Source organism: Streptococcus sp. CF7_Ac1-8 (assembly GCF_024295435.1).
Lineage (GTDB): Bacteria > Bacillota > Bacilli > Lactobacillales > Streptococcaceae > Streptococcus > Streptococcus mitis_AP.
The window spans coordinates 180,613-204,003 of record NZ_JANCPI010000002.1; the positions used below are offsets into that span (position 1 = coordinate 180,613).

Sequence of the window (23,391 nt, forward strand, 5' to 3'; positions counted from 1 at the left end):
AAGAGAGAAAAACTATGGCAGTTCAAATGGAATACGAAAGAGATGTTAAAGTAGCAGCACTTGACGGTAAAAAAATCGCTGTTATCGGTTATGGTTCGCAAGGACATGCGCATGCACAAAACTTGCGTGATTCAGGTCGTGATGTTATCATCGGTGTACGTCCAGGTAAATCTTTTGACAAAGCAAAAGAAGATGGATTTGATACTTACACAGTAGCAGAAGCAACTAAATTGGCTGACGTTATCATGATTTTGGCACCAGACGAAATCCAACAAGAATTGTACGAAGCAGAAATCGCTCCAAACTTGGAAGCTGGAAACGCAGTTGGATTTGCTCATGGTTTCAACATCCACTTTGAATTTATCAAAGTTCCTGCGGATGTAGATGTCTTTATGTGTGCACCTAAAGGACCAGGACACTTGGTACGTCGTACTTATGAAGAAGGATTTGGTGTTCCAGCTCTTTATGCAGTTTACCAAGATGCAACAGGAAATGCGAAAAACATTGCTATGGACTGGTGTAAAGGTGTTGGAGCAGCTCGTGTAGGTCTTCTTGAAACAACTTACAAAGAAGAAACTGAAGAAGATTTGTTTGGTGAACAAGCTGTACTTTGTGGTGGTTTGACTGCCCTTATCGAAGCAGGTTTCGAAGTCTTGACAGAAGCAGGTTACGCTCCAGAATTGGCTTACTTTGAAGTTCTTCACGAAATGAAATTGATCGTCGACTTGATCTACGAAGGTGGATTCAAGAAAATGCGTCAATCAATTTCAAACACTGCTGAGTACGGTGACTATGTATCAGGTCCACGTGTAATTACTGAGCAAGTTAAAGAAAACATGAAAGCTGTCTTGGCAGACATCCAAAATGGTAAATTTGCAAATGACTTTGTAAATGACTATAAAGCTGGACGTCCAAAATTGACTGCTTACCGTGAACAAGCAGCTAACCTTGAAATTGAAAAAGTTGGTGCAGAATTGCGTAAAGCAATGCCATTCGTTGGTAAAAACGACGATGATGCATTTAAAATCTATAACTAATTGATAGAAATTAAGGTGAAGGCGAGTTGGGGGACTAACTCGCTTTTATAATCAATTCATCTCTTTTTAAAAGATGGATTACGATAAGTATGAAATAGTCTAGGAGAAAAAGATGTTAAGTTCAAAAGATATAATCAAGGCTCATAAGGTCTTGAACGGTGTGGTTGTGAATACCCCACTGGATTATGACCATTATTTATCGGAGAAGTATGGTGCTAAGATTTATTTGAAAAAGGAAAATGCTCAACGTGTTCGTTCTTTTAAGATCCGTGGTGCCTATTATGCCATTTCCCAGCTCAGCAAGGAAGAGCGTGAACGTGGGGTAGTCTGCGCTTCTGCGGGAAATCATGCGCAGGGAGTTGCCTATACTTGTAATGAGATGAAAATTCCTGCTACTATCTTTATGCCCATTACTACTCCGCAACAAAAGATTGGTCAAGTTCGCTTTTTTGGTGGGGACTTCGTGACTATTAAATTAGTTGGAGATACTTTTGATGCCTCAGCCAAAGCAGCTCAAGAATTTACAGTTTCTGAAAATCGTACCTTTATTGATCCTTTTGATGATGCCCATGTTCAGGCTGGTCAAGGGACCGTTGCTTATGAGATTTTAGAAGAAGCTCGAAAAGAATCGATTGATTTTGATGCTGTCTTAGTTCCTGTTGGAGGTGGCGGTCTCATTGCTGGGGTTTCTACCTATATCAAGGAAACAAGTCCAGAAATTGAAGTCATCGGAGTAGAGGCTAATGGGGCACGTTCCATGAAAGCTGCCTTTGAAGCTGGTGGACCTGTCAAACTCAAAGAAATTGACAAATTTGCGGATGGGATTGCTGTACAAAAGGTAGGTCAATTGACCTATGAAGCAACTCGTCAATATGTTCAAACCTTAGTAGGTGTCGATGAGGGATTGATTTCTGAAACCTTGATTGACCTTTACTCTAAGCAAGGGATTGTCGCAGAACCTGCTGGAGCGGCTAGTATCGCCTCTTTAGAGGTTTTAGCTGAATATATCAAGGGGAAAACCATTTGTTGTATCATTTCTGGAGGAAATAATGATATCAACCGTATGCCGGAAATGGAAGAGCGTGCCTTGATTTATGATGGGATCAAGCATTACTTTGTGGTTAATTTTCCACAGCGTCCGGGGGCTTTGCGTGAGTTTGTAAATGATATCTTGGGGCCAAATGATGATATCACACGTTTTGAGTATATCAAACGAGCTAGCAAGGGGACAGGCCCAGTATTGATTGGGATTGCCTTGGCAGATAAGCATGATTATGCAGGCTTGATTCGTCGAATGGAAGGTTTTGATCCATCTTATATTAACTTAAATGGTAATGAAACGCTCTATAATATGCTTGTCTGAGGACTAATAAAAAAAACATCATATTATTTGCACAACTGATGTATAGGTGCTATAATGAGGGTGAAGAAAGGGGGCGATTCCTATGGACTTAGGAAATCGATTACGCTATTTCTATCACAAGTCATTATAGTACCTATTATTTTTTGATTCAGTTTATAGTAAGGGAGTAAAATTACTTGTTATATATAAGGCGTATTTTTAGAATTCACTATTTTATATATGTCTAATCTGAAATTTGGTTAAATATAATAGGAATTAGAAAAAATAATCAATACTAATGAGAATCCTTATACTGAGTTAACTGAGAAGAGTGATAAGATACTAAGAAGATAAAAACAGTGGAAAATGTTAGAAGATAGGATACTATTGTCTCCTAACTACTCATCTTTTTATAGGTTTGAAGAAATAAAAAGGAATATTGATAAAGTAAATAAATAGTACCAGTTGATCAAGTGAAAAGTGCTTATAAAGGCAGGAAGAATATCAAAGAAGGAGAAGAGAAATAATAGTTAGTAATAGTGTGGAGAGAAAGTCTTTCACTATTAGAAATATTGTTTTAAAGTTGGATAAATAGAATAAAGTTGAAGATAAAACCTGTCTAACCTATCCCGAACTGGCATTTGTAAATTATGAATATTTTTACAAACAAAAGAGTTAATAATACAATTATTTTAAAGGTATTTACTAATGGTTTATAGTAAGTGAAAACCTATATATTATCGGCTTTAATAAGATAGTAACAGAAAAATAAATCATTAATTTTATTGAATATATGTTTTTTTATTGACAAAACACATAAAAACGTATACAATTAAATATCGTAAAGAAGAAAATAGGAGAAGGACATGGCTAAGTCAAACTTTGAAAAAGTAGAATCAGTTGTTGGCTGGGTTCGTGATAAGAAGATCACAGGCTACCGTATCTCTAAAGAAACGAATGCGCGTGAAATGTCTATCATTGCTCTAGCGCAGGGTCGTGCAAAAGTAAAAAATATTTCATTTGAAACAGCTCTAGGTTTAATTGATTTCTATGAAAAAATCATGAAAAATTTGAAGATTAATCTTTGGATGATGGCGGATTCTTGAATAGGGTCTGCCTTTTCATTTTTTGGCTAGTAAAAAGACTGCACGGTTGATGCAGCCTTTTCTTTTTATTTGAGATAGCGTTGAAGGAATTCTTTTGTACGGTCTTCTTTAGGATTAGTGAAGAGGTCTTCTGGTTTGCCTTCTTCAGCAATCACACCCTTATCCATAAAGATAACACGATGAGAGACATCACGGGCGAATTCCATTTCGTGGGTTACAACAATCATGGTCAAGCCTTCCTGAGCCAAATCTTGCATGATTTTGAGGACTTCTCCAACCATTTCTGGATCGAGAGCTGATGTTGGTTCATCAAAGAGAATGGCGTCCGGATTCATGGAGAGGGCACGAGCGATGGCTACACGTTGTTTTTGACCACCTGAGAGTTGTTTCGGTTTTGCTTGCCAGTAGCGTTCTCCCATGCCGACCTTTTCAAGGTTTTCTTTGGCAATCTTTTCAGCTTCTGTACGTTCGCGTTTAAGGACAGTCGTCTGAGCGACAATTGTGTTTTCAAGTACGTTAAGATTTTCAAAGAGGTTAAAGGATTGGAACACCATCCCCAACTTTTCACGGTATTGCGTGAGGTCATAGCCTTTTTCGAGAACGTTTTGTCCATGATAAAGGATTTGTCCATCAGTTGGAGTTTCAAGTAGGTTAATGGAGCGTAGGAAGGTTGATTTTCCGCTTCCAGAGCTTCCGATGATAGAGATAACTTCACCCTTGTGAACAGTTAGAGAAATGTCTTTTAGCACTTCGTTTTGTCCATAGGATTTTTTGAGGTGTTTAATTTCAAGGATTGCTTGTGTCATTATTTCAAATCCTCCGTTTGCATTTGGTTAGCACCTGTAGTATAGGTATCCATGTCCATGCGGCGTTCGATGAAGCGTAGGATACGTGTTACGGTGAAGGTGAGGACAAAGTAAATCACGGCGATGATTGTAAATGTCTGGAAGTATTGATAGGTTTGTGTTGCCACGGTATTTCCTGAGAAATAAAGTTCGACAACAGATATAACGTTCAATACAGATGTATCTTTGATATTGATGACAAATTCATTACCAGTTGCTGGTAGGATGTTACGGACAACCTGAGGTAGGACAATCTTACGCATGGTTTGGTTATGAGTCATACCAAGAGCAGTCGCAGCTTCAAATTGTCCCTTGTCAACTGCTAGGATACCACCACGAACGATTTCAGTCATGTAGGCACCAGTGTTGATCGAAACGATGAAGATAGCAGCAAGTGTGCGGTCAAGGTTGATACCGAAAGCTTGGGCAGTTCCGTAGTAGATAACCATCGATTGAACGATCATTGGTGTACCACGGAAAATTTCAATGTAGACATTGAGAATCCAGCCGACTAGCTTTTGTAAGCCATAAATAGCTTTATTTTCAGAGAGAGGAGCAGTACGGAAGACACCAATGGCAAGACCAATAATGAGACCTATGATGGTTCCGACGATTGAGATTAAAAGAGTGATACCAGCACCACGCAATAGTTGTTGCCAGTTCTCAGAAAGAATTTTAGCGACTTGGCTAAAGAAACTACTGCTAGTCTCTTCAGTTGTCGTAGCTTCGGCAGGTTGTTCCTTGATCATACGATCCATCAAGGCAACTTGGTCGTCTTTTGAAATGGTTTCAATGCTGGCATTGATTTGGCTAATACGATTGTCATCTTTACGAAGTCCAATGGCGATAGCTGTATCTTCTTCCCCCGTTTTGAAACCTGGTTCTACTTGAACCATCTTGAACTTAGAGTTAGCAGCTTCAGCAGTCAGTGCTTCTGGGCGTTCAGAAACATAAGCATCAATGACACCAGCCTCAAGAGCTTGGCGCATTTGAGCGAAGTCTCCCATGGCTGTTTCTTTTTTAGCACCTGTGATTTGTGCAATCAAGTCGTAGAGGTAGACACCTTGTTGAGAAGTGATTTTTGCACCATTAAAGTCATCCAAAGATTTGGCATTTGCATAGGCAGAATCTTTTTTGACAAGCAAAACTGGTTCGCTAGTGTAGTAACTGCTTGAAAAGGCGATTTCTTGTTTGCGTTCAGCAGTAGGACTCATACCTGCGATAATCATGTCAATCTTACCAGAAGTAAGGGCAGGAACTAGACCTTCCCACTTTGTTTTAACAACCAAAGGTTCTTTACCTAAGTCCTTAGCGATTTTCTTGGCGATTTGAACATCGTATCCGTTAGCATACTGGTTAGTCCCATCGATTTTGACAGCCCCATTGCTATCATCATCCTGAGTCCAGTTAAAGGGAGCATATGCTGCTTCCATCCCGATGCGTAAATATTCATCGGCTTGGGCAACATTGACAAGTCCCAGCATCAGCAAGAGACTTGTGAAAATAGATAAGTATATTTTTCTCATGATTTCTCCTATTTCTAATCTATTAAAAAATAACTGTCTCCTATTTTATCGAAAAAAACTCTATTTTTCAATACAGGTAAGCCCTTACTTGAGAAAAAATGATATAATGATAGCAAAGATAAAAAGGGGGCTTGTTTAATGAAAAAAACTTTTTTCTTACTGGTGTTAGGCTTGTTTTACCTTCTGCCACTCTCTGTTTTTGCCATTGATTTCAAGATAAACTCCTACCAAGGAGATTTGTATATTCATGCAGATAACACGGCAGAATTTAGACAAAAGATAGTTTATCAGTTCGAGGAGGACTTTAAGGGCCAAATCGTGGGACTTGGACGTGCTGGTAAGATGCCTAGTGGGTTTGACATTGATCCTCATCCAAAGGTTCAGGCTGCGAAAAACGGTGCGGAACTGACAGATGTTACGAGCGAAGTGACAGAAGAAGCGAATGGTTATACTGTGAAAGTCTACAATCCAGGTCAGGAAGGCGACACAGTGGAAGTTGATATCACTTGGAACTTAAAAAATTTGCTTTTCCTTTATGATGATATCGCTGAATTAAATTGGCAACCTTTAACAGATAGTTCAGGGGCTATTGGAAAGTTTGAATTTCATGTGAGGGGAGACAAGGGAGCTGAAAAACTCTTTTTCCATACAGGGAAACTTTTTAGAGAGGGAACGATTGAAAAGAGTAACCTTGATTATACTATTCGTTTAGACAATCTTCCTCCTAAGCGTGGAGTTGAATTGCATGCTTATTGGCCTCGGACCGATTTTGCTAGCGCTAGGGTTCAGGGCTTGAAAGGGAATCGTTTAGAAGAGTTTAATAGGATAGAAGACTCGATTTTTAAAGAAAAAGAGCAAAGTAAACAGCTAGTTACTTGGGTCTTCCCTTCTATCCTTTCCATCTCCTTGTTATTGAGTGTCTGCTTTTATTTTATTTATAGAAGAAAGACCACTTCTTCAGTCAAATATGCCAAAAATCATCGTCTCTATGAACCACCAATGGAATTAGAACCTATGGTTTTATCAGAGGCTGTCTACTCTACCTCTTTGGAGGAAGTGAGTCCTCTAACCAAAGGAGCAGGTAAATTCACCTTTGACCAACTTGTTCAAGCTACTTTGCTAGATGTGATAGACCGTGGGAATGTCTCTATCATTTCAGAAGGGGATGCAGTTGGGTTAAGACTGGTAAAAGAAGATGGTTTGTCAAGCTTTGAGAAAGACTGTCTAAATCTGGCTTTTTCAGGCAAAAAAGAAACAGCTCTTTCCAATTTGTTTGCAGATTACAAGGTATCTGAAAGTCTTTATCGCGGAGCCAAAGCTGCTGATGAAAAACGGATTCAAGCAAGAGGGCTTCAGCTCAAATCTTCTTTCGAAGAAGTATTGAAAGAGATGCAAGAAGGAGTGCGAAATCGAGTTTCCTTCTGGGGACTCCCAGATTACTATCGACCTTTAACTGGTGGGGAAAAGGCCTTGCAAGTGGGGATGGGACTTTCTACGATCCTACCATTATTTATCGGATTTGGTCTGTTCTTGTACAGTTTGGACGTTTATGGCTATCTTTATATCCCCTTGGCAATACTTGGTTTTCTAGGTTTGGTTATGGCTGTTTTCTATTATTGGAAGCTTCGATTAGATAATCGTGATGGTGTCCTAAATGAAGCAGGAGCAGAAGTATACTATCTCTGGACCAGTTTTGAAAATATGTTGCGTGAGATTGCACGATTGGATCAGGCTGAATTGGAAAGTATTGTGGTCTGGAATCGTCTCTTGGTCTATGCGACCTTATTTGGCTATGCGGACAAGGTTAGTCATTTGATGAAGGTTCATCAGATTCAAGTGGAAAATCCAGATATCAATCTCTATGTAGCATATGGCTGGCATAGTATGTTTTATCATTCAAGTGCGCAAATGAGCCATTATGCTAGTGTCGCAAATACAGCAAGTACCTACTCCGTATCTTCTGGAAGTGGAAGTTCTGGTGGTGGCTTCTCCGGAGGTGGCGGCGGGGGCAGTATCGGTGCCTTTTAAAGAGAGCTATCAATGGCTGAAAAAATATGCTATAATGGAAGATAGAAAAAGGAGTAATCTATGTATCTTATTGAAATTTTAAAATCTATCTTCTTCGGTATTGTTGAAGGAATTACGGAATGGTTGCCGATTTCGAGTACAGGGCACTTGATTTTAGCAGAGGAGTTTATCCAATACCAAAATCAGAATGAATCTTTTATGTCCATGTTTAATGTCGTGATTCAGCTTGGTGCGATTTTAGCGGTTATGGTGATTTACTTTAACAAGCTCAATCCTTTCAAACCGACTAAGGATAAGCAGGAAGTTCGTAAGACTTGGAGACTGTGGTTGAAGGTCTTGGTTGCCACTTTGCCTTTACTTGCCGTCTTTAAATTTGATGATTGGTTTGATACCCACTTCCATAACATGGTTTCAGTTGCTCTCATGTTGATTATCTATGGGATTGCCTTTATCTATTTGGAAAAGCGCAATAAAGCGCGTGCTATCGAGCCAAGTGTAACAGAGTTGGACAAGCTTCCTTATACGACAGCTTTCTATATCGGACTCTTCCAAGTTCTTGCTCTTTTACCAGGAACCAGTCGTTCTGGGGCAACGATTGTCGGTGGTTTGTTAAATGGAACCAGTCGTTCTGTTGTGACAGAATTTACCTTCTATCTTGGAATTCCAGTTATGTTTGGAGCCAGCGCATTAAAGATTTTCAAATTTGTGAAAGCAGGACAGCTCTTGAGCTTTGGACAATTGTTCTTGCTCTTGGTTGCGATGGGAGTCGCCTTTGCGGTCAGCATGATCGCTATTCGTTTCTTGACAAGTTATGTGAAAAAACACGACTTTACCCTTTTCGGTAAATACCGTATCGTGCTTGGTAGTGTCTTGCTACTTTATAGCTTTGTTCGTTTATTTGTATAAGAAAAACCTTGAAGGGGCAGCTCTTCAAGGTTTTAAAATCCAGTAAGGGTAATCCCCAATAGGCGGACACCTCTTTCTTTTTCGCTTAACTCTTCATAGAGTTGCAGGGCTATTTGACTTATCTGACTAGCATCCTGTGTTTTTTGAACAATACTTTTTCGTTTAGTAAGAGTTGAAAAGTCTTCGTAGCGGATTTTCAAAATGACAATTTTTCCAGCTTTTTCTTGTTGATGTAGATTGAGAGCAACTCTTTCTGATAGAAGAGCCAGCTCTTTTTTGATGTCTTCCTCAGCACGGAGAATCTTTCCATAGGTTTTCTCCTTCCCGATTGATTTACGGATGCGATTGGATTTGACGGGGGAATTGTGAATACCACGAGCCTTTCGATAAAGGTCATAGCCCAGTCTTCCAAAACGGTCTATTAGGGTCACTTCAGGAACTTCAAGTAGATCAGCGCCAGTAAAAATCCCCATTTGATGAAGACGTTCCACCGTCTTTTTTCCTACTCCATGAAACTTGGAAATATCCATTTGTTTGAGAAAGTCCTCAGCCTGGTCAGGTAGAATCACTGTCAAACCATGAGGTTTTTGATAATCGCTAGCCATTTTAGCTAAGAATTTGTTATAAGAAACGCCAGCAGAAGCAGTTAGATGGAGTTCTTGCCAGATATCCTCTTGAATGAGGCGAGCGATTTTGACCGCTGACTTGATACCGAGTTTATTTTCTGTTACATCCAAATAGGCTTCGTCAATACTCATAGGTTCAATCAAATCTGTATAGCGCTTAAAAATAGCTCGGATCTGGAGTCCTACAGATTTGTATTTCTCATAATTTCCTGAGATGAAGACGGCTTGGGGACAACGTTCATAGGCTTCCTTAGAACTCATGGCTGAATGGACACCAAAAGCTCGTGCCTCATAGCTACAGGTAGAAACGACACCACGCCCACCTGTTTGCCGAGGGTCGCTTCCGATAATGACAGGTTTTCCTCTGAGTTTAGGATTATCCCTGATTTCTACCGCAGCAAAAAAGGCATCCATGTCAATATGGATGATTTTTCTTGACAAATCATTTAACAAAGGAAAAATCAACATGCCTAGCCCCCTTTTTACTGCTTATTTTCTTTTATTATACCCTTTTTTCTGAAAAAAGGGAAAAAGGGTATATTTTTTTCAAAAATATAATACAGTTTGGAACAAAATATAGACTGTTTTAGAAAAGAAAGTGTAAAAATAAGGGTTTTCTACTTGTTGAAATCGGTTACTGTGTGTTATACTTGTCTCATGAATGTAACAGATTGTTGTTGCTAGAAAGAAAAAAGAGGACATTAACATGGTTGTTAAGACAGTTGTTGAAGCACAAGATATTTTTGACAAAGCTTGGGAAGGCTTCAAAGGCGTAGATTGGAAAGAAAAAGCAAGTGTATCACGCTTCGTACAAGCTAACTACACACCTTATGATGGAGACGAAAGCTTCCTCGCAGGACCAACAGAACGTTCACTTCACATCAAAAAAATTGTAGAAGAAACTAAGGCACACTACGAAGAAACTCGTTTCCCAATGGACACTCGTCCAACATCTATCGCTGATATCCCAGCAGGATTTATCGATAAAGAAAATGAAGTTATCTTCGGTATCCAAAACGATGAACTCTTCAAATTGAACTTCATGCCAAAAGGTGGTATCCGTATGGCTGAAACTACTTTGAAAGAAAATGGATACGAACCAGATCCAGCTGTTCACGAAATCTTTACTAAATACGTAACAACAGTTAACGACGGTATCTTCCGTGCCTACACTTCAAACATTCGTCGTGCACGTCACGCACACACTGTAACTGGTCTTCCAGATGCATACTCACGCGGACGTATCATCGGTGTTTATGCACGTCTTGCTCTTTACGGTGCAGACTACTTGATGCAAGAAAAAGTAAACGACTGGAACGCAATCGAAGAAATCGATGAAGAAACAATCCGTCTTCGTGAAGAAATCAACCTTCAATACCAAGCATTGCAACAAGTTGTTCGCTTGGGTGACCTTTACGGAGTTGACGTTCGCAAACCAGCGATGAACGTTAAAGAAGCTATCCAATGGGTTAACATCGCCTTCATGTCTGTCTGCCGTGTTATCAACGGTGCTGCTACATCTCTAGGACGTGTACCAATCGTATTGGACATCTTTGCAGAACGTGACCTTGCTCGTGGTACATTTACTGAATCAGAAATCCAAGAATTCGTTGATGATTTCGTTATGAAACTTCGTACAGTTAAATTTGCTCGTACAAAAGCTTACGACCAATTGTACTCAGGTGACCCAACTTTCATCACAACTTCTATGGCTGGTATGGGTAACGACGGTCGTCACCGTGTTACTAAGATGGACTACCGTTTCTTGAACACACTTGACAACATCGGTAACTCTCCAGAACCAAACTTGACAGTTCTTTGGACTGATAAATTGCCATACAACTTCCGTCGCTACTGTATGCACATGAGCCACAAACACTCTTCAATCCAATATGAAGGTGTAACAACAATGGCTAAAGACGGATATGGTGAAATGAGCTGTATCTCATGCTGTGTGTCTCCACTTGACCCAGAAAATGAAGAACAACGCCACAACATCCAGTACTTCGGTGCGCGTGTAAACGTATTGAAAGCCCTTCTTACTGGTTTGAACGGTGGTTACGACGATGTTCACAAAGACTACAAAGTATTTGACATCGAACCAATCCGTGACGAAGTTCTTGAATTTGAATCAGTTAAAGATAACTTTGAAAAATCTCTTGACTGGTTGACTGACACTTACGTAGATGCTTTGAACATCATCCACTACATGACTGATAAGTACAACTACGAAGCTGTTCAAATGGCCTTCTTGCCAACTAAACAACGTGCCAACATGGGATTCGGTATCTGTGGATTTGCCAACACTGTTGATACATTGTCAGCTATCAAATACGCTACAGTTAAACCAATCCGTGATGAAAATGGCTACATCTACGATTATGAAACAATCGGTGAATACCCACGTTGGGGTGAAGATGACCCACGTTCAAACGAATTGGCAGAATGGTTGATCGAAGCTTACACAACTCGTCTACGTAGCCACAAACTTTACAAAGACGCTGAAGCTACAGTATCACTTTTGACTATCACATCTAACGTTGCTTACTCTAAACAAACTGGTAACTCACCAGTCCACAAAGGTGTATACCTCAACGAAGATGGTTCTGTGAACTTGTCTAAACTTGAATTCTTCTCACCAGGTGCTAACCCATCTAACAAAGCTAAAGGTGGATGGTTGCAAAACTTGAACTCACTTTCTAGCCTTGACTTCAGTTATGCAGCTGATGGTATCTCATTGACTACACAAGTATCGCCTCGCGCTCTTGGTAAGACTCGTGACGAACAAGTTGATAACTTGGTAACAATCCTTGATGGTTACTTTGAAAACGGTGGACAACACGTTAACTTGAACGTTATGGACTTGAACGATGTTTACGAAAAGATCATGTCAGGTGAAGATGTTATCGTACGTATTTCTGGATACTGTGTAAACACTAAATACCTCACTCCAGAACAAAAAACTGAATTGACACAACGTGTCTTCCACGAAGTTCTTTCAATGGATGATGCCTTGGATGCGTTGAGCTAATCAAGTTCTTGAATAATGAAATAAAGAACCCTCGGTCAGTCGACTGAGGGTTGTTTTTGGGCTCTTAAATTCCTTAAGTCAGGTATTGAAATGTCTGACCGGGATTCAAAGATACTTGTTGAGTTGCGGGAGGTATTTGATACTCAATGAAAATCAAAGAGCAAACTAGGAAGCTAGCCGCAGGTTGCTCAAAGCACCGCTTTGAGGTTGTAGATAAGACTGACAAAGTCAGTCACACATATACGGCAAGGCGAAGCTGACGTGGTTTGAATTTTATTTTCGAAGAGTATGAAAATAAAAATACCACACTTTGTAAGGAAACAAGGTGTGGTTGTATTTTATCTCTTAGACCAAGTTCTCCTCATAAAGAGAAGTAAGATTGGGTAAATCTCCAAGCGCCCTGCAATCATTGCAAAGGAGAGGAGAATTTTTGAGATAGGACTAAAGATTGAGAAACTAGAAGTGGTTCCTAGGATAGGTCCGATATTATTGAAACAGCTAAAGACAGCGCTGGTCACAACCAGAAAATCATTGCTATCTAAGCTGACAATGAAGATAAGGGATAGCAAAATCATAGAATAGATGACAAAGTACTTGAGAATCTTATGCTGGGTATCTTTGTCAATTACCGTTTTATTAACATGGAGGGTCAAAATACGGTGGGGCGATAGGATTGATAAAATCTGATTTTTAGCAATTTTTGAAAGGATTAGGCCTCGGATAACCTTGAGTCCACCTGCGGTTGATCCAGCAGAGCCACCGATTCCCATGAGGAAGAGAAGGATAAACTGGGAGAAGAGGGGCCAGTTGGTAATGTCTCCGTAACCAAAACCAGTCGTTGTAATGATATTGGAAACCTGGAAGAAGGCCATTTCAAAACTCTTTGAAAATCCTGGATAGAGATAGAGAGTATTGAGGCTAATCAAGCCTGTAGAAAGCAGAACAATGACCAAGTAAGCACGAAGTTCCTCGTCACCAAAGAAGGCTTTGACGCGACGGAGCATGAGGTAGTAGTAGAGATTGAAATTTACCCCAAAAACCAGAACTCCGATACTAACCAGATAGGTAATCAGTGAGCTGCCATAGTGGGCAATCCCGTCGTTATAGACGGTAAAGCCTCCTGTACCTGCTGTCCCCATAGCAATGACAAAACTATCAAATAGGGGCATGCCAGCCAGATAATAGATGATGACAAAGAGGGAGAAGAGAGCTAGATAAAGGAGATAGAGAATCTGGGCAGTGTTTTTTAGTTTGGATACTACTTTACCAAAAACAGGGCCAGGAACCTCAGCCTTCATCACTTCTAGGTGACTATTCTTGGCATTATCCATAATAGCAAGTGCAAAAACAAGCACTCCCATCCCTCCAATCAAGTGGGTAAAACTTCGCCAGAAGAGGAGGGAACGACTGAGGACCGAAACGTCGTTCAGAATAGTTGCTCCAGTAGTTGTAAAGCCAGAACTGATTTCAAAAAAGGCATCGATAACGCTGGGAATTTGCTTAGCAAAAACAAAGGGGAGACCGCCAAAGAAGGACCAAAGGATCCAACAGAGGGCAACAATCAAGACTCCCTCCTTGGGATAAATCCGTTGATTTTTGGGCTTTTGTAAAATTCCTGAACCGCCTAGTAATACGAGAATCCCTATTGTTGAAAAGAGGGCCGTAAAGACTTGGCTCGATTCACGGTAATAGAGAGCGACAGACACAGGAACCAAAAGAAGAACAGCTTCAATCAAAAGTAATTTTGAAAGGAGGTAACGAATCATACTTTTATTCATTTCTTACCTCGCGATCAAGTCATAAATCTTGGTGATGTTTGGCAACAAAGTTGTTACTAGGAGCTTGTCTCCAACTTCCAACATATCCTCCCCAGTTGGGAAAATAGTCTTGCCCTTTCGAATGATGGCTGCAATAAGAACCCCTTTTTTCAATTTCAGTTGAGAAAGAGGTTTGGCAGTCATTTTATTGGCTTCCTTGATATGGAATTGTAGGGTTTCGATTTGGCCATTGGCTAGATGGTGCATGGCTTGAAGGTCTGAATACTGGGCATTAACACGACCACGAATAAAGTGCATAATCGTATCTACAGCGATGCTTTTAGGTGTGATGATACTTGAAAAATCAGGTGCATTGATGATCTCGAGGAGACTGGTACGATTGACCTTGGTGATATTTTTTTGTACACCTACCCTGTCAAGGAACATAGAGGTAATTAGATTTTCCTCATCGACTCCTGTTAGAGTGGCAACGACATCATAGTTTTGAGCACTTTCTTCCAGCAGGGTATCTTTTGCGGTTCCATCTCCTTGAACGATGTAGAGATTTGGGAATTTCTCGCTAAAGAAGCTGGCGATTTCGGGATTGATTTCAATGACTTTTGTATCGATACGACTGTCTTTGAGAATACCAAGTAGATAATAGGCAATTCTACCTGCACCGACGATGAGAAGGCTCTTCACGGCACGAGACTTGAAATAATTATGGAAGAGCATCATGTCAACACGGTTACCAGTGACAAAGATTCTATCTTTATCCTGTACAGTCATGTCACCGCTTGGAATGATAATTTGATGATCCCTCTCTATCGCACATAGAATGACATTGCCAAATTTTTTCCGAAAATCAGAAATGGGCATTTGGCAAAGACCACTGGAGGATTTAACAGTGAATTCCATCAAGCTGACCCGTCCCCCAAAGAAACGTTCGACAGATAGGGCGTTGGGGAAGTCAATGATATTCGCGATAGCGCGGGCAGCCAAGAGCTCAGGGTTAACGATAAGAGAAAAACCGAGAATATTCTTTTCCTTGAAATAAGAGTTAGAATATTCAGGGTTCCGCACCCGAACGATGGTCTCTTTAGCTCCCATTTTTTTGGCTAGAACGGCTGCAATCATGTTCACTTCATCGTATTCAGTCAGGGCGATAAAGATATCACAATCCTGGACACTGGCTTGCTCAAGGATGGTAAAATCGGCCCCGTTACCAAGGATACCCATGATATCAAAGCGATTAACAATATGATTGAGGACAGCTTCGTCTTGCTCAATCAGCAAAACATCATGCTTTTCTGCAACCAAAGAGCGACAGAGGGCAGAACCAACTTTTCCCCCTCCGACAAGGATAATTTTCATAATAAAACCTACTTTTTCATGATGTAACTATCATACCTTTTTTCAAGAAAAAATGCACCTACTAGCTAATCACCAGAGTTTTTAGTAGGAAATTTGCTATAAGGTAAAACTATACCCTAAGCAATTGAAATAGCTATTAGCGACTTTCTCTGAAATATGGTATGATAAAGGGTGTATAAGGAGATAAAATGAATAATAATTTACTGGTATTACAATCAGACTTTGGTCTGGTAGATGGTGCGGTATCGGCTATGATTGGAGTGGCTTTAGAAGAATCTCCAACCTTAAAAATTCATCACTTGACGCACGATATTACGCCTTATAATATTTTTGAGGGGAGTTATCGTCTCTTTCAGACGGTGGATTACTGGCCTGAGGGAACGACTTTTGTATCGGTTGTCGATCCAGGTGTCGGCTCGAAACGTAAGAGTGTAGTTGCCAAGACTGCAAAAAATCAATACATTGTCACGCCAGATAATGGGACGCTTTCTTTTATCAAGAAACACGTTGGCATTGTAGCTATTCGTGAGATTTCTGAAGTGGCCAATAGACGTCAAAATACAGAGCATTCTTATACCTTCCACGGTCGTGATGTCTATGCCTATACTGGTGCTAAACTGGCCAGTGGTCACATTTCTTTTGAGGAAGTGGGACCAGAGCTCAGTGTGGATCAGATTGTGGAGCTTCCAGTCGTAGAGACCATCATTGAAGACCATTTGGTGAAGGGAGCTATTGATATTCTGGATGTGCGTTTCGGCTCGCTTTGGACCTCTATCACACGAGAAGAGTTTTACAAGCTGGGACCAGCATTCGGTGACCGTTTTGAGGTGACTATCTATCATGCAGATATGCTGGTCTATCAAAATCAGGTTGTTTATGGCAAATCATTTGCAGATGTGAGAATTGGGCAACCCATCCTTTACATCAACTCTCTCTATCGTTTAGGTCTGGCTATCAACCAAGGTTCCTTTGACAAGGCCTATAATGTGGGTGTCGGTTCATCTTGGACCATTGAAATAAAGAAAATAGAATCATAAAATAGGAGAATATAGATGAAAAATCAATCAATTAAACAAGTTGTTGCTATCGGTGTTGGAGCTGCGCTCTTTGTTGTCATCGGGATGATTAGTATTCCAACGCCTATTCCAAATACAAGCATCCAGCTTCAGTATGCGGTACAGAGCCTCTTGTCTATTATTTTTGGCCCTCTAGTGGGACTACTTGTTGGTTTAATTGGGCATGCAGTGAAGGACTCTCTTGCTGGCTACGGTCTATGGTGGACTTGGATTATCGCTAGCGGCCTCTTTGGTCTAGCTGTGGGGCTATTTAGAAAGTACGTTCGCGTGATCAATGGTGTCTTTGACTGGAAAGATATTCTTATTTTTAACCTCATTCAACTACTTGCAAATGCCCTTGTTTGGGGTGTCTTGGCACCACTTGGAGATGTTGTGATTTATCAAGAAGCGGCAGAAAAAGTATTTGCACAAGGAATTGTTGCGGGAATTGCTAATGGTGTATCTGTAGCTATTGCAGGAACTCTTCTCTTGCTTGCCTATGCAGGAACTCAAACTCGTGCAGGAAGTTTGAAAAAGGACTAAAATTATGGGGAAGGCTGGGCAACCAGTCTTTTTCGATGTTTATAGATTAGTTAGGCAAGTAAGCTAGGATAGGAATCTTTTTGGCGCTAAGATTTTAAGAGAAGAGACTGCAAGAAGGGGTTAATTTATGATAAAATAGAAGTCTAATACTCTGCGAAAATCTAATTCAAACCGCGTCAGCTTAGCCTTGCCGTACTTAAGTACAGTCTACGGCTAGCTTCCTAGTTTGCTCTTTGATTTTCATTGAGTAGAAGAAGCGAATGAAGAGAGTAAGATGAAAGAAGCTATAATTGAGTGGAAGGATTTCTCTTTCCGGTATGAAACGCAACAAGAACCGACCTTGCAAGGAGTGGACTTAACCATTTACAAGGGAGAGAAAGTCTTAATTGTTGGGCCATCTGGGTCAGGTAAGTCTACCTTGGGTCAGTGTTTGAATGGGATTATTCCAAATATTTACAAGGGTCAGACATCTGGAGAATTTTTGATCAAGGGGCAAGCGGCCTTTGATATGAGTATCTATGATAAATCTCATCTGGTTAGCACGGTTTTGCAGGATACAGATGGGCAGTTTATCGGTTTATCCGTGGCAGAGGATTTGGCTTTTGCTCTAGAAAATGATGTAACAAGTTTAGAAGAGATGAAAAGCCGTGTTCATAAATGGGCTGAAAAGCTGGACCTTCTTTCTTTACTGTCTCAGCGTCCTCAGGATTTGTCAGGTGGACAAAAGCAGCGAGTCAGTCTGGCTGGTGTCTTGATTGATGAGAGTCCGATTCTTTTGTTTGATGAGCCACTCGCCAATCTCGATCCCAAGTCAGGTCAGGATATTATCGAATTGATTGACCAGATTCATAAGGAAGAGGGGACGACGACCCTTATTATTGAGCACCGTTTGGAGGACGTTCTGCATCGTCCTGTTGATCGGATTGTCTTGATAAACGATGGTCGTATTCTCTTTAATGGTAGCCCTGACCAACTACTGGCGACTGATTTATTGACTCAAAATGGAATTCGGGAACCCCTTTATCTAACCACTCTCCGTCAATTGGGTGTGGATTTAGCCAAGGAAGAACAGTTAGCAAATCTGGATAACTTGTCTATCTCAAAAGGCCAGGTTCAGTTGCAGACTGAATTGGTAAAAGAGACACCAGATTTACAGTCACTCTTTAGACTAGAGGACGTATCTTTTTTTTATGATGATAGACCGATTTTAAAATCCATTTATTTAGATATTAAAAAGGGTGAAAAGATTGCCATTGTCGGAAAAAATGGAGCAGGGAAATCAACCCTTGCTAAGGCCTTAAGTAGCTTTATCCAGACTGAAGGCCGTTATCTGTGGGAAGGACAGGATATAAAAGGAGATTCTGTTGCAGAGCGGGCGGAACGAGTAGGCTATGTGCTGCAAAATCCCAATCAAATGATTTCAACCAATATGATTTTTGATGAGGTGGCTCTGGGACTTCGTTTGCGAGGTGTGGGCGAGCAGGAAATTGAAACGAGAGTTTATGAAACCTTGAAAATCTGTGGTCTCTATGAATTTCGTAATTGGCCCATTTCTGCCCTGTCATTTGGTCAGAAAAAACGTGTGACCATTGCTTCAATTTTGGTCTTAGGGGCTGAAATTATTCTCCTAGATGAACCGACAGCAGGTCAAGACCAGAAGAACTATACTGAGATTATGGAATTTCTTGAAGAACTGCATCAAAAAGGTCATACTATTGTCATGATTACTCATGATATGCAATTGATGCTGGATTATTCAGATCGGGCCCTTGTCATGGTGGATGGGGAATTGATTGCCGATACTAATCCAGCTAGTCTGTTGAGCAATCCTGAGCTGTTAGTAAAAGCCAACCTAAAAGAAACCTCTATCTTTAACTTGGCTAAGAAACTCGATGTGGATCCACTTGCTTTAACGGCATTTTACAAAGAAAGGAGAGAAGGATGCAAGCTAAATTAATTGGTTACCAGCATAGAGATACTGTGATTCATCGCTTGTCAGGAGCTGGAAAACTTCTCTTTTTCATCCTTGTGTCATTGGCGGCCATGATTAGCTATGATACCAGACTGCTTGTTCTGATTGCCATCTTTTCGGTCTTTCTCCTCTATTTGTCAGAGATCCGTTTTAAAGATGTTTCCTTTGTAGCCGTTTTTGCGACGGTATTTGCCGTTTTAAACGTCTTGATGGTCTATCTCTTTTCTCCTGAGTATGGGGTTGGACTTTACGGAGAGAGAAGTGTGATTTGGCAGGGAATCGGTGCCTACACTCTGACCAGTCAAGAGCTCTTTTATCTGCTAAATCTGGCCATTAAGTATCTCTGCACCATTCCTCTAGCTATTATCTTTTTGATGACAACTCATCCTAGTCAGTTTGCATCTAGTTTAAATCAAATTGGTGTGCCTTATAAGATTGCCTATTCAGTCAGCCTGACCTTGCGATATATTCCAGATTTGCAGGAAGAATTCTTTACTATCAAGATGTCTCAGGAAGCGCGTGGGATGGAATTATCCAAGAAAGCTTCTCTTATGCAACGAATCAAAGGCAATCTGCGCATTATCACTCCCTTGATTTTCAGTTCGCTAGAACGCATTGATACCATCGCGACCGCCATGGAGCTTCGCCGCTTTGGAAAAGAGAAAAAGCGGACTTGGTATAGTTATCAGACCTTGAAAAAAGGAGATTATCTTACCTTGCTCTTGGCAGCTGTGTTTTTAGTAGCTAGTTTACTACTTATCTTGCAGAATCAGGGACGATTTTACAACCCTTGGAAATAGCTTGAAAAAATTGAAAAAATCAAGTCGTTTCTATTGACAATGATTCTGAAAGTGTTATACTAAGAAAGTAGTTTCGCTGATTTACTTCAAACCTGTTGTGAGGTAAGTTAACGATGCCTTAACCACGCTGTTTGCTGAGCTTGACTCCGGGCAGTGTGGCTATTTTTTTGCAATGGTAAAAGGAAGCAAGTCATGACAAATCACATTGTATTATTTGAACCACAAATTCCACAAAATACAGGCAATATCGCGCGTACTTGCGCTGCAACCAATTCTCCCCTCCACATCATCAAGCCTATGGGCTTTCCTATCGATGACCGCAAGATGAAGCGAGCTGGTTTGGATTATTGGGATAAGCTAGAGATTTATTTTTACGAGAGTTTAGAGGATTTCATGTCTCAGATGAAGGGAAAACTCTATCTGATTTCTAAATTCGCTGAGAAAGTGTATTCTGATGTGGATTTATCGACTAACGAAGACCATTATTTTCTATTTGGACGTGAAGACAAGGGCTTGCCTGAGGACTTTATGCGAGAACATCCTGAGAAAGCTCTCCGTATTCCTATGAATGATGAACATGTCCGCAGTCTCAATGTGTCTAATACCGTCTGCATGATTGTCTATGAGGCTCTCCGCCAGCAGAACTTTGCAGGTCTTGAGCTTGTTCATACCTATGAAGTGGATAAATTGAAATAAAAAATGAAAATGAAAATGAACAAAATGCTTGCGCTTGCAAGCGTTTTTTGTTATGATAAAAGAGTCTTCAGGGCAGGGTGTGATTCCCGACCGGCGGTAAATTTGACTAGCTATTTTAGCTTTCTCGTCGTTGTCTTGTCTCGATATACTTTAAGTATTATCTTCGACTGCGACGCCTAGATAAATCTAAAATATCTTAGCCAAATAAGTCCGCGAGCGCAAGCTGATGTGGTGAGATTCCACAACCGACAGTATAGTCTGGATGGGAGAAGACGAAAGAATAGCTTTGTCTGTTCTGATAGATTTATAGCCAAACTGTAACCGCTTGCTCAACGGAGTTAGAGGGAACTTTTGGGATATAAAAAGTGAGAATAGATAGAGGAATCCTTTCTAACTTCTTCTGATTTTATAGAAAATTGGAGGAACCTGTTATGACAAACACACGTCGACTTTCGACCATTGCGATTTTATCAGCCATCTCATTTGTGCTGATGTACTTTGACTTTCCGCTTTTACCAGCGGCGTCCTTCCTCAAGATCGAATTTAGTATCTTGCCAGTCCTTGTGGGCTTAGTGGTCATGGATTTGCCTGCTGCTCTAGGAGTTCTCTTGCTTCGCTCACTCTTGAAACTGCTTCTTAACAGTCAGGGAGTGAATACTTACATTGGTTTGCCAATGAATATCGTAGCTTTGGGAGTTTTTGTCATCGTATTTGCTTTGATTTGGAAAAAGGAACGGACAACCCTTCGTTTCCTACTAGGCTCTCTAGCTGGGACTATTGGTTTAACCGTGGCTATGTTGGTTCTCAATTATGTTTATGCTGTTCCTTTGTACGCTAAGTTTGCTAACTTTGATATTGGAAAAATTTTGGGACTTTCCAACTACCTAATGACCATGGTATTACCTTTTAACTTGATTGAGGGTGTAATCTTTTCCGTTTCATTCTGGTTGTTGTATGTTCTCTTGAAACCAACCTTAAAACATTATGAGAGATAAACAAACATTTTTAATGAAGGGCAGTTTTGCCCTTTTACTTTTCGTTATTCTTGGCTACATGGTCAAATTTTACCCTGAAACGCTGGTCGGTTTTGACCAACCGATACAGACTGCCGTTCGAGGAGACTTGCCAGATTACTTGACTATTCTTTTTAGGGCCATCACACGCTTGATTGATATTCCAGTGATTATCACTTGGGTTGTCATTACAGCTTTTGTCTTTTATCGTAAGCGGTGGAAGGTAGAAAGTTTCTTCATGCTGGGAAATCTGGCTTTGGCAGGTCTTTTAATCGTGACCTTTAAAAATATTTACCAGCGCCCACGACCAGCTATTTTACACTTGGTTGAGGAGAAGGGATTTTCCTTTCCAAGTGGCCATTCTCTGGCTGTAACCTTGATGGTCGGTTCTCTGATTATCATTCTCAGTCAACGGATGAAAAATCCAGTCTGGAGAAAAATCGTACAAATCGTCCTTGGTCTCTACCTAGTCAGTGTGCTGGTATCAAGGGTCTATCTGGGAGTTCACTATCCATCAGATGTCCTTGCCAGTCTCTGTGTGGGCTTGGGAGTCCTGTTTATCGAGTTTCCCTTCTATGACAAGCTCCGATTCCAATGGCGATTTAAAGGCAAGCAGAAGTGAGTATCAAATTCCTTTGAGGAGAAAGAAATGAAAGTCAATATAGCAGATCTTCATCCGACTCAACTATACTTATCAGAAAAGAAGTTGCAAGATATTCAGATGCTTTACCAGTCGGCAGAAACAATCCAAGTCGATCCAATCAGTATTCTTGCCTTTGGAAATTGCTTGTTGATTACAGATGGACATCACAGGGCTTATCAGGCTTTATTGGCAGGTCGGGATACGATTTCTGCTGAGTGGGATAGAGATGGTGGTGATGAACTATATCATCTCTATGCGCAAGCTTGTGAGGAAAGAATGATTTACTCTGTTCTGGATTTAAAAAATCATATCTTAGCTCAAGATGAGTATGAAGCAAAATGGTATAACTGGTGTGATGGTTTTAATCAAGCAGCAACTATTTTGTGGAAAAGGAAAGCAGATGAAACGGATTTTACAAATAGATAATGCACTGCGTCTTGTTCCTTATTATAAGGTCAATCATTGTGAAGAAGCTTTTGCTTGGTATCAGGATGTGAACTTAGTTCACCTCGTAGATGGTGTGAAGAAACCTTATAGTCAAGAAACTTTGGAAGCTATGTATTCCCATTTGGATCAGCATGGTGAACTTTTTTGGATTGAAGTCAAGGAGAAGGGAGAATGGTTTCCAATTGGGGATGTTACACTATCTCAGGATAATCTCCCCATTGTGATTGGGAATTCCGCTTACCAACATCGAGGACTTGGAAAAAAGATTCTAAGTGCTTTGATTGAATTGGCTCGAGTAAAAGGATGGAAAGAATTGAGAGTCAAGGAAATCTACACCTACAATCATGCTTCTAGGAGGTGTTTCAAGTCGCTTGGATTTGTGGAAAATGGAGCAACAGAAAAAGGAATGAGTTTTGTATTGAAATTAATCTAATCTAACTTGTTTTTTAACTCAAAATCTGATAAACTATGTAGTAATTGAATAGAAATCTGCAAGACTAGTAACTCAAGGGAAGTATATCAGGGAGGAGAGCCGTGACTGCAAGCTCTCTATATGAAAGCTGGGTGAATTCACTTGTGCATGGATTTAGAAATGAAGGTCTGACTTGTCAGATAAAAACGGATGGTACCGCGTGTCAACGCTC

The 23,391-nt window shown here is 40.5% G+C and carries 19 protein-coding genes, 1 pseudogene and 1 riboswitch; of the genes and pseudogenes, 15 read left to right on the forward strand and 5 right to left on the reverse strand.

The window, feature by feature from the left end:
- Window positions 1-14: 14 nt before the first annotated feature.
- The 3 genes and pseudogenes from ilvC (at window position 15) to NMM26_RS01980 (ending at window position 3,460) form a co-directional block, all read left to right on the forward strand.
- Window positions 15-1,037, forward strand: coding sequence for a ketol-acid reductoisomerase (gene ilvC / locus NMM26_RS01970; RefSeq protein ID WP_227325521.1), 1,023 nt, complete (start codon window positions 15-17; stop codon window positions 1,035-1,037).
- A 112-nt stretch (window positions 1,038-1,149) separates the two neighbouring features.
- Window positions 1,150-2,400: a threonine ammonia-lyase IlvA gene (gene ilvA / locus NMM26_RS01975; protein WP_004256769.1), complete on the forward strand. Its 1,251-nt coding sequence runs from the start codon at window positions 1,150-1,152 to the stop codon at window positions 2,398-2,400.
- An 845-nt stretch (window positions 2,401-3,245) separates the two neighbouring features.
- Window positions 3,246-3,460 (forward strand): annotated as a pseudogene (locus tag NMM26_RS01980) (hypothetical protein).
- 90 nt (window positions 3,461-3,550) lie between these two features.
- On the opposite strand, the gene NMM26_RS01985 reads toward NMM26_RS01980, so the two are convergent.
- On the reverse strand, window positions 3,551-4,291 hold the full coding sequence (locus NMM26_RS01985; RefSeq protein ID WP_000189477.1) for an amino acid ABC transporter ATP-binding protein: 741 nt from the start codon (window positions 4,289-4,291) through the stop codon (window positions 3,551-3,553).
- Window positions 4,291-5,856, reverse strand: coding sequence for an ABC transporter substrate-binding protein/permease (locus NMM26_RS01990; RefSeq protein WP_254753663.1), 1,566 nt, complete (start codon window positions 5,854-5,856; stop codon window positions 4,291-4,293). The genes NMM26_RS01985 and NMM26_RS01990 overlap by 1 nt, the downstream gene beginning before the upstream one ends.
- 138 nt (window positions 5,857-5,994) lie before the next feature.
- On the opposite strand from NMM26_RS01990, the gene NMM26_RS01995 reads away from it, so the two are divergent.
- Both NMM26_RS01995 and NMM26_RS02000 read left to right on the forward strand, forming a co-directional pair.
- The gene (locus tag NMM26_RS01995; RefSeq protein ID WP_254753664.1) at window positions 5,995-7,884 is read left to right on the forward strand and encodes a DUF2207 domain-containing protein; all 1,890 of its coding nucleotides are present in this window, start codon (window positions 5,995-5,997) and stop codon (window positions 7,882-7,884) included.
- A gap of 60 nt (window positions 7,885-7,944) precedes the next feature.
- Window positions 7,945-8,790, forward strand: a complete 846-nt coding sequence (locus NMM26_RS02000) for an undecaprenyl-diphosphate phosphatase (RefSeq protein ID WP_049501842.1) — start codon at window positions 7,945-7,947, stop codon at window positions 8,788-8,790.
- Window positions 8,791-8,822: 32 nt separating this feature from the next.
- Here the strand turns inward: NMM26_RS02000 and dinB are convergent, their stop codons facing one another.
- A complete protein-coding gene (dinB, locus tag NMM26_RS02005) occupies window positions 8,823-9,884 on the reverse strand; it encodes a DNA polymerase IV (protein WP_254753665.1) in 1,062 nt (353 codons plus the stop codon).
- Between the two features lie 238 nt (window positions 9,885-10,122).
- Here dinB and pflB point away from each other — a divergent pair, with 238 nt between their 5' ends.
- Entirely contained in the window at window positions 10,123-12,447 is a 2,325-nt protein-coding gene (gene pflB / locus NMM26_RS02010) for a formate C-acetyltransferase (RefSeq protein ID WP_000260632.1), read from the forward strand.
- A 338-nt stretch (window positions 12,448-12,785) separates the two neighbouring features.
- On the opposite strand, the gene NMM26_RS02015 is transcribed toward pflB, so the two are convergent.
- Complete coding sequence (locus tag NMM26_RS02015; protein WP_004241354.1) at window positions 12,786-14,225, reverse strand: TrkH family potassium uptake protein; 1,440 nt, start codon at window positions 14,223-14,225, stop codon at window positions 12,786-12,788.
- Between the two features lie 3 nt (window positions 14,226-14,228).
- Window positions 14,229-15,578, reverse strand: coding sequence for a Trk system potassium transporter TrkA (trkA, locus tag NMM26_RS02020; protein WP_254753666.1), 1,350 nt, complete (start codon window positions 15,576-15,578; stop codon window positions 14,229-14,231).
- A 188-nt stretch (window positions 15,579-15,766) separates the two neighbouring features.
- On the opposite strand from trkA, the gene NMM26_RS02025 reads away from it, so the two are divergent.
- The 9 genes from NMM26_RS02025 to NMM26_RS02065 all read left to right on the forward strand — a co-directional run bounded on the left by NMM26_RS02025 (window position 15,767) and on the right by NMM26_RS02065 (window position 23,180).
- Window positions 15,767-16,615 (forward strand): S-adenosyl-l-methionine hydroxide adenosyltransferase family protein, encoded by an 849-nt coding sequence (locus tag NMM26_RS02025; RefSeq protein WP_001063591.1) that lies wholly within the window; start codon window positions 15,767-15,769, stop codon window positions 16,613-16,615.
- A 15-nt stretch (window positions 16,616-16,630) separates the two neighbouring features.
- Window positions 16,631-17,176 (forward strand): ECF-type riboflavin transporter substrate-binding protein, encoded by a 546-nt coding sequence (locus NMM26_RS02030; protein WP_000795923.1) that lies wholly within the window; start codon window positions 16,631-16,633, stop codon window positions 17,174-17,176.
- Window positions 17,177-17,450: 274 nt separating this feature from the next.
- Entirely contained in the window at window positions 17,451-19,133 is a 1,683-nt protein-coding gene (locus NMM26_RS02035) for an ABC transporter ATP-binding protein (protein WP_000656562.1), read from the forward strand.
- Window positions 19,118-19,948, forward strand: a complete 831-nt coding sequence (locus NMM26_RS02040) for an energy-coupling factor transporter transmembrane protein EcfT (RefSeq protein WP_254753667.1) — start codon at window positions 19,118-19,120, stop codon at window positions 19,946-19,948. Before NMM26_RS02035 ends, NMM26_RS02040 begins: the two co-directional genes overlap by 16 nt.
- 192 nt (window positions 19,949-20,140) lie before the next feature.
- Complete coding sequence (locus NMM26_RS02045) at window positions 20,141-20,644, forward strand: tRNA (cytidine(34)-2'-O)-methyltransferase (RefSeq protein ID WP_000181383.1); 504 nt, start codon at window positions 20,141-20,143, stop codon at window positions 20,642-20,644.
- A 59-nt stretch (window positions 20,645-20,703) separates the two neighbouring features.
- A riboswitch (FMN riboswitch) is annotated at window positions 20,704-20,922 on the forward strand.
- 153 nt (window positions 20,923-21,075) lie between these two features.
- Entirely contained in the window at window positions 21,076-21,639 is a 564-nt protein-coding gene (locus NMM26_RS02050; RefSeq protein WP_000185834.1) for an ECF transporter S component, read from the forward strand.
- Window positions 21,629-22,279, forward strand: a complete 651-nt coding sequence (locus tag NMM26_RS02055) for a phosphatase PAP2 family protein (RefSeq protein ID WP_024056908.1) — start codon at window positions 21,629-21,631, stop codon at window positions 22,277-22,279. The genes NMM26_RS02050 and NMM26_RS02055 overlap by 11 nt, the downstream gene beginning before the upstream one ends.
- Window positions 22,280-22,306: 27 nt before the next feature.
- Entirely contained in the window at window positions 22,307-22,726 is a 420-nt protein-coding gene (locus tag NMM26_RS02060; protein WP_000867300.1) for a chromosome partitioning protein ParB, read from the forward strand.
- Window positions 22,727-22,730: 4 nt separating this feature from the next.
- Window positions 22,731-23,180: a GNAT family N-acetyltransferase gene (locus NMM26_RS02065; RefSeq protein WP_025171450.1), complete on the forward strand. Its 450-nt coding sequence runs from the start codon at window positions 22,731-22,733 to the stop codon at window positions 23,178-23,180.
- The last annotated feature ends 211 nt before the right edge of the window (window positions 23,181-23,391 follow it).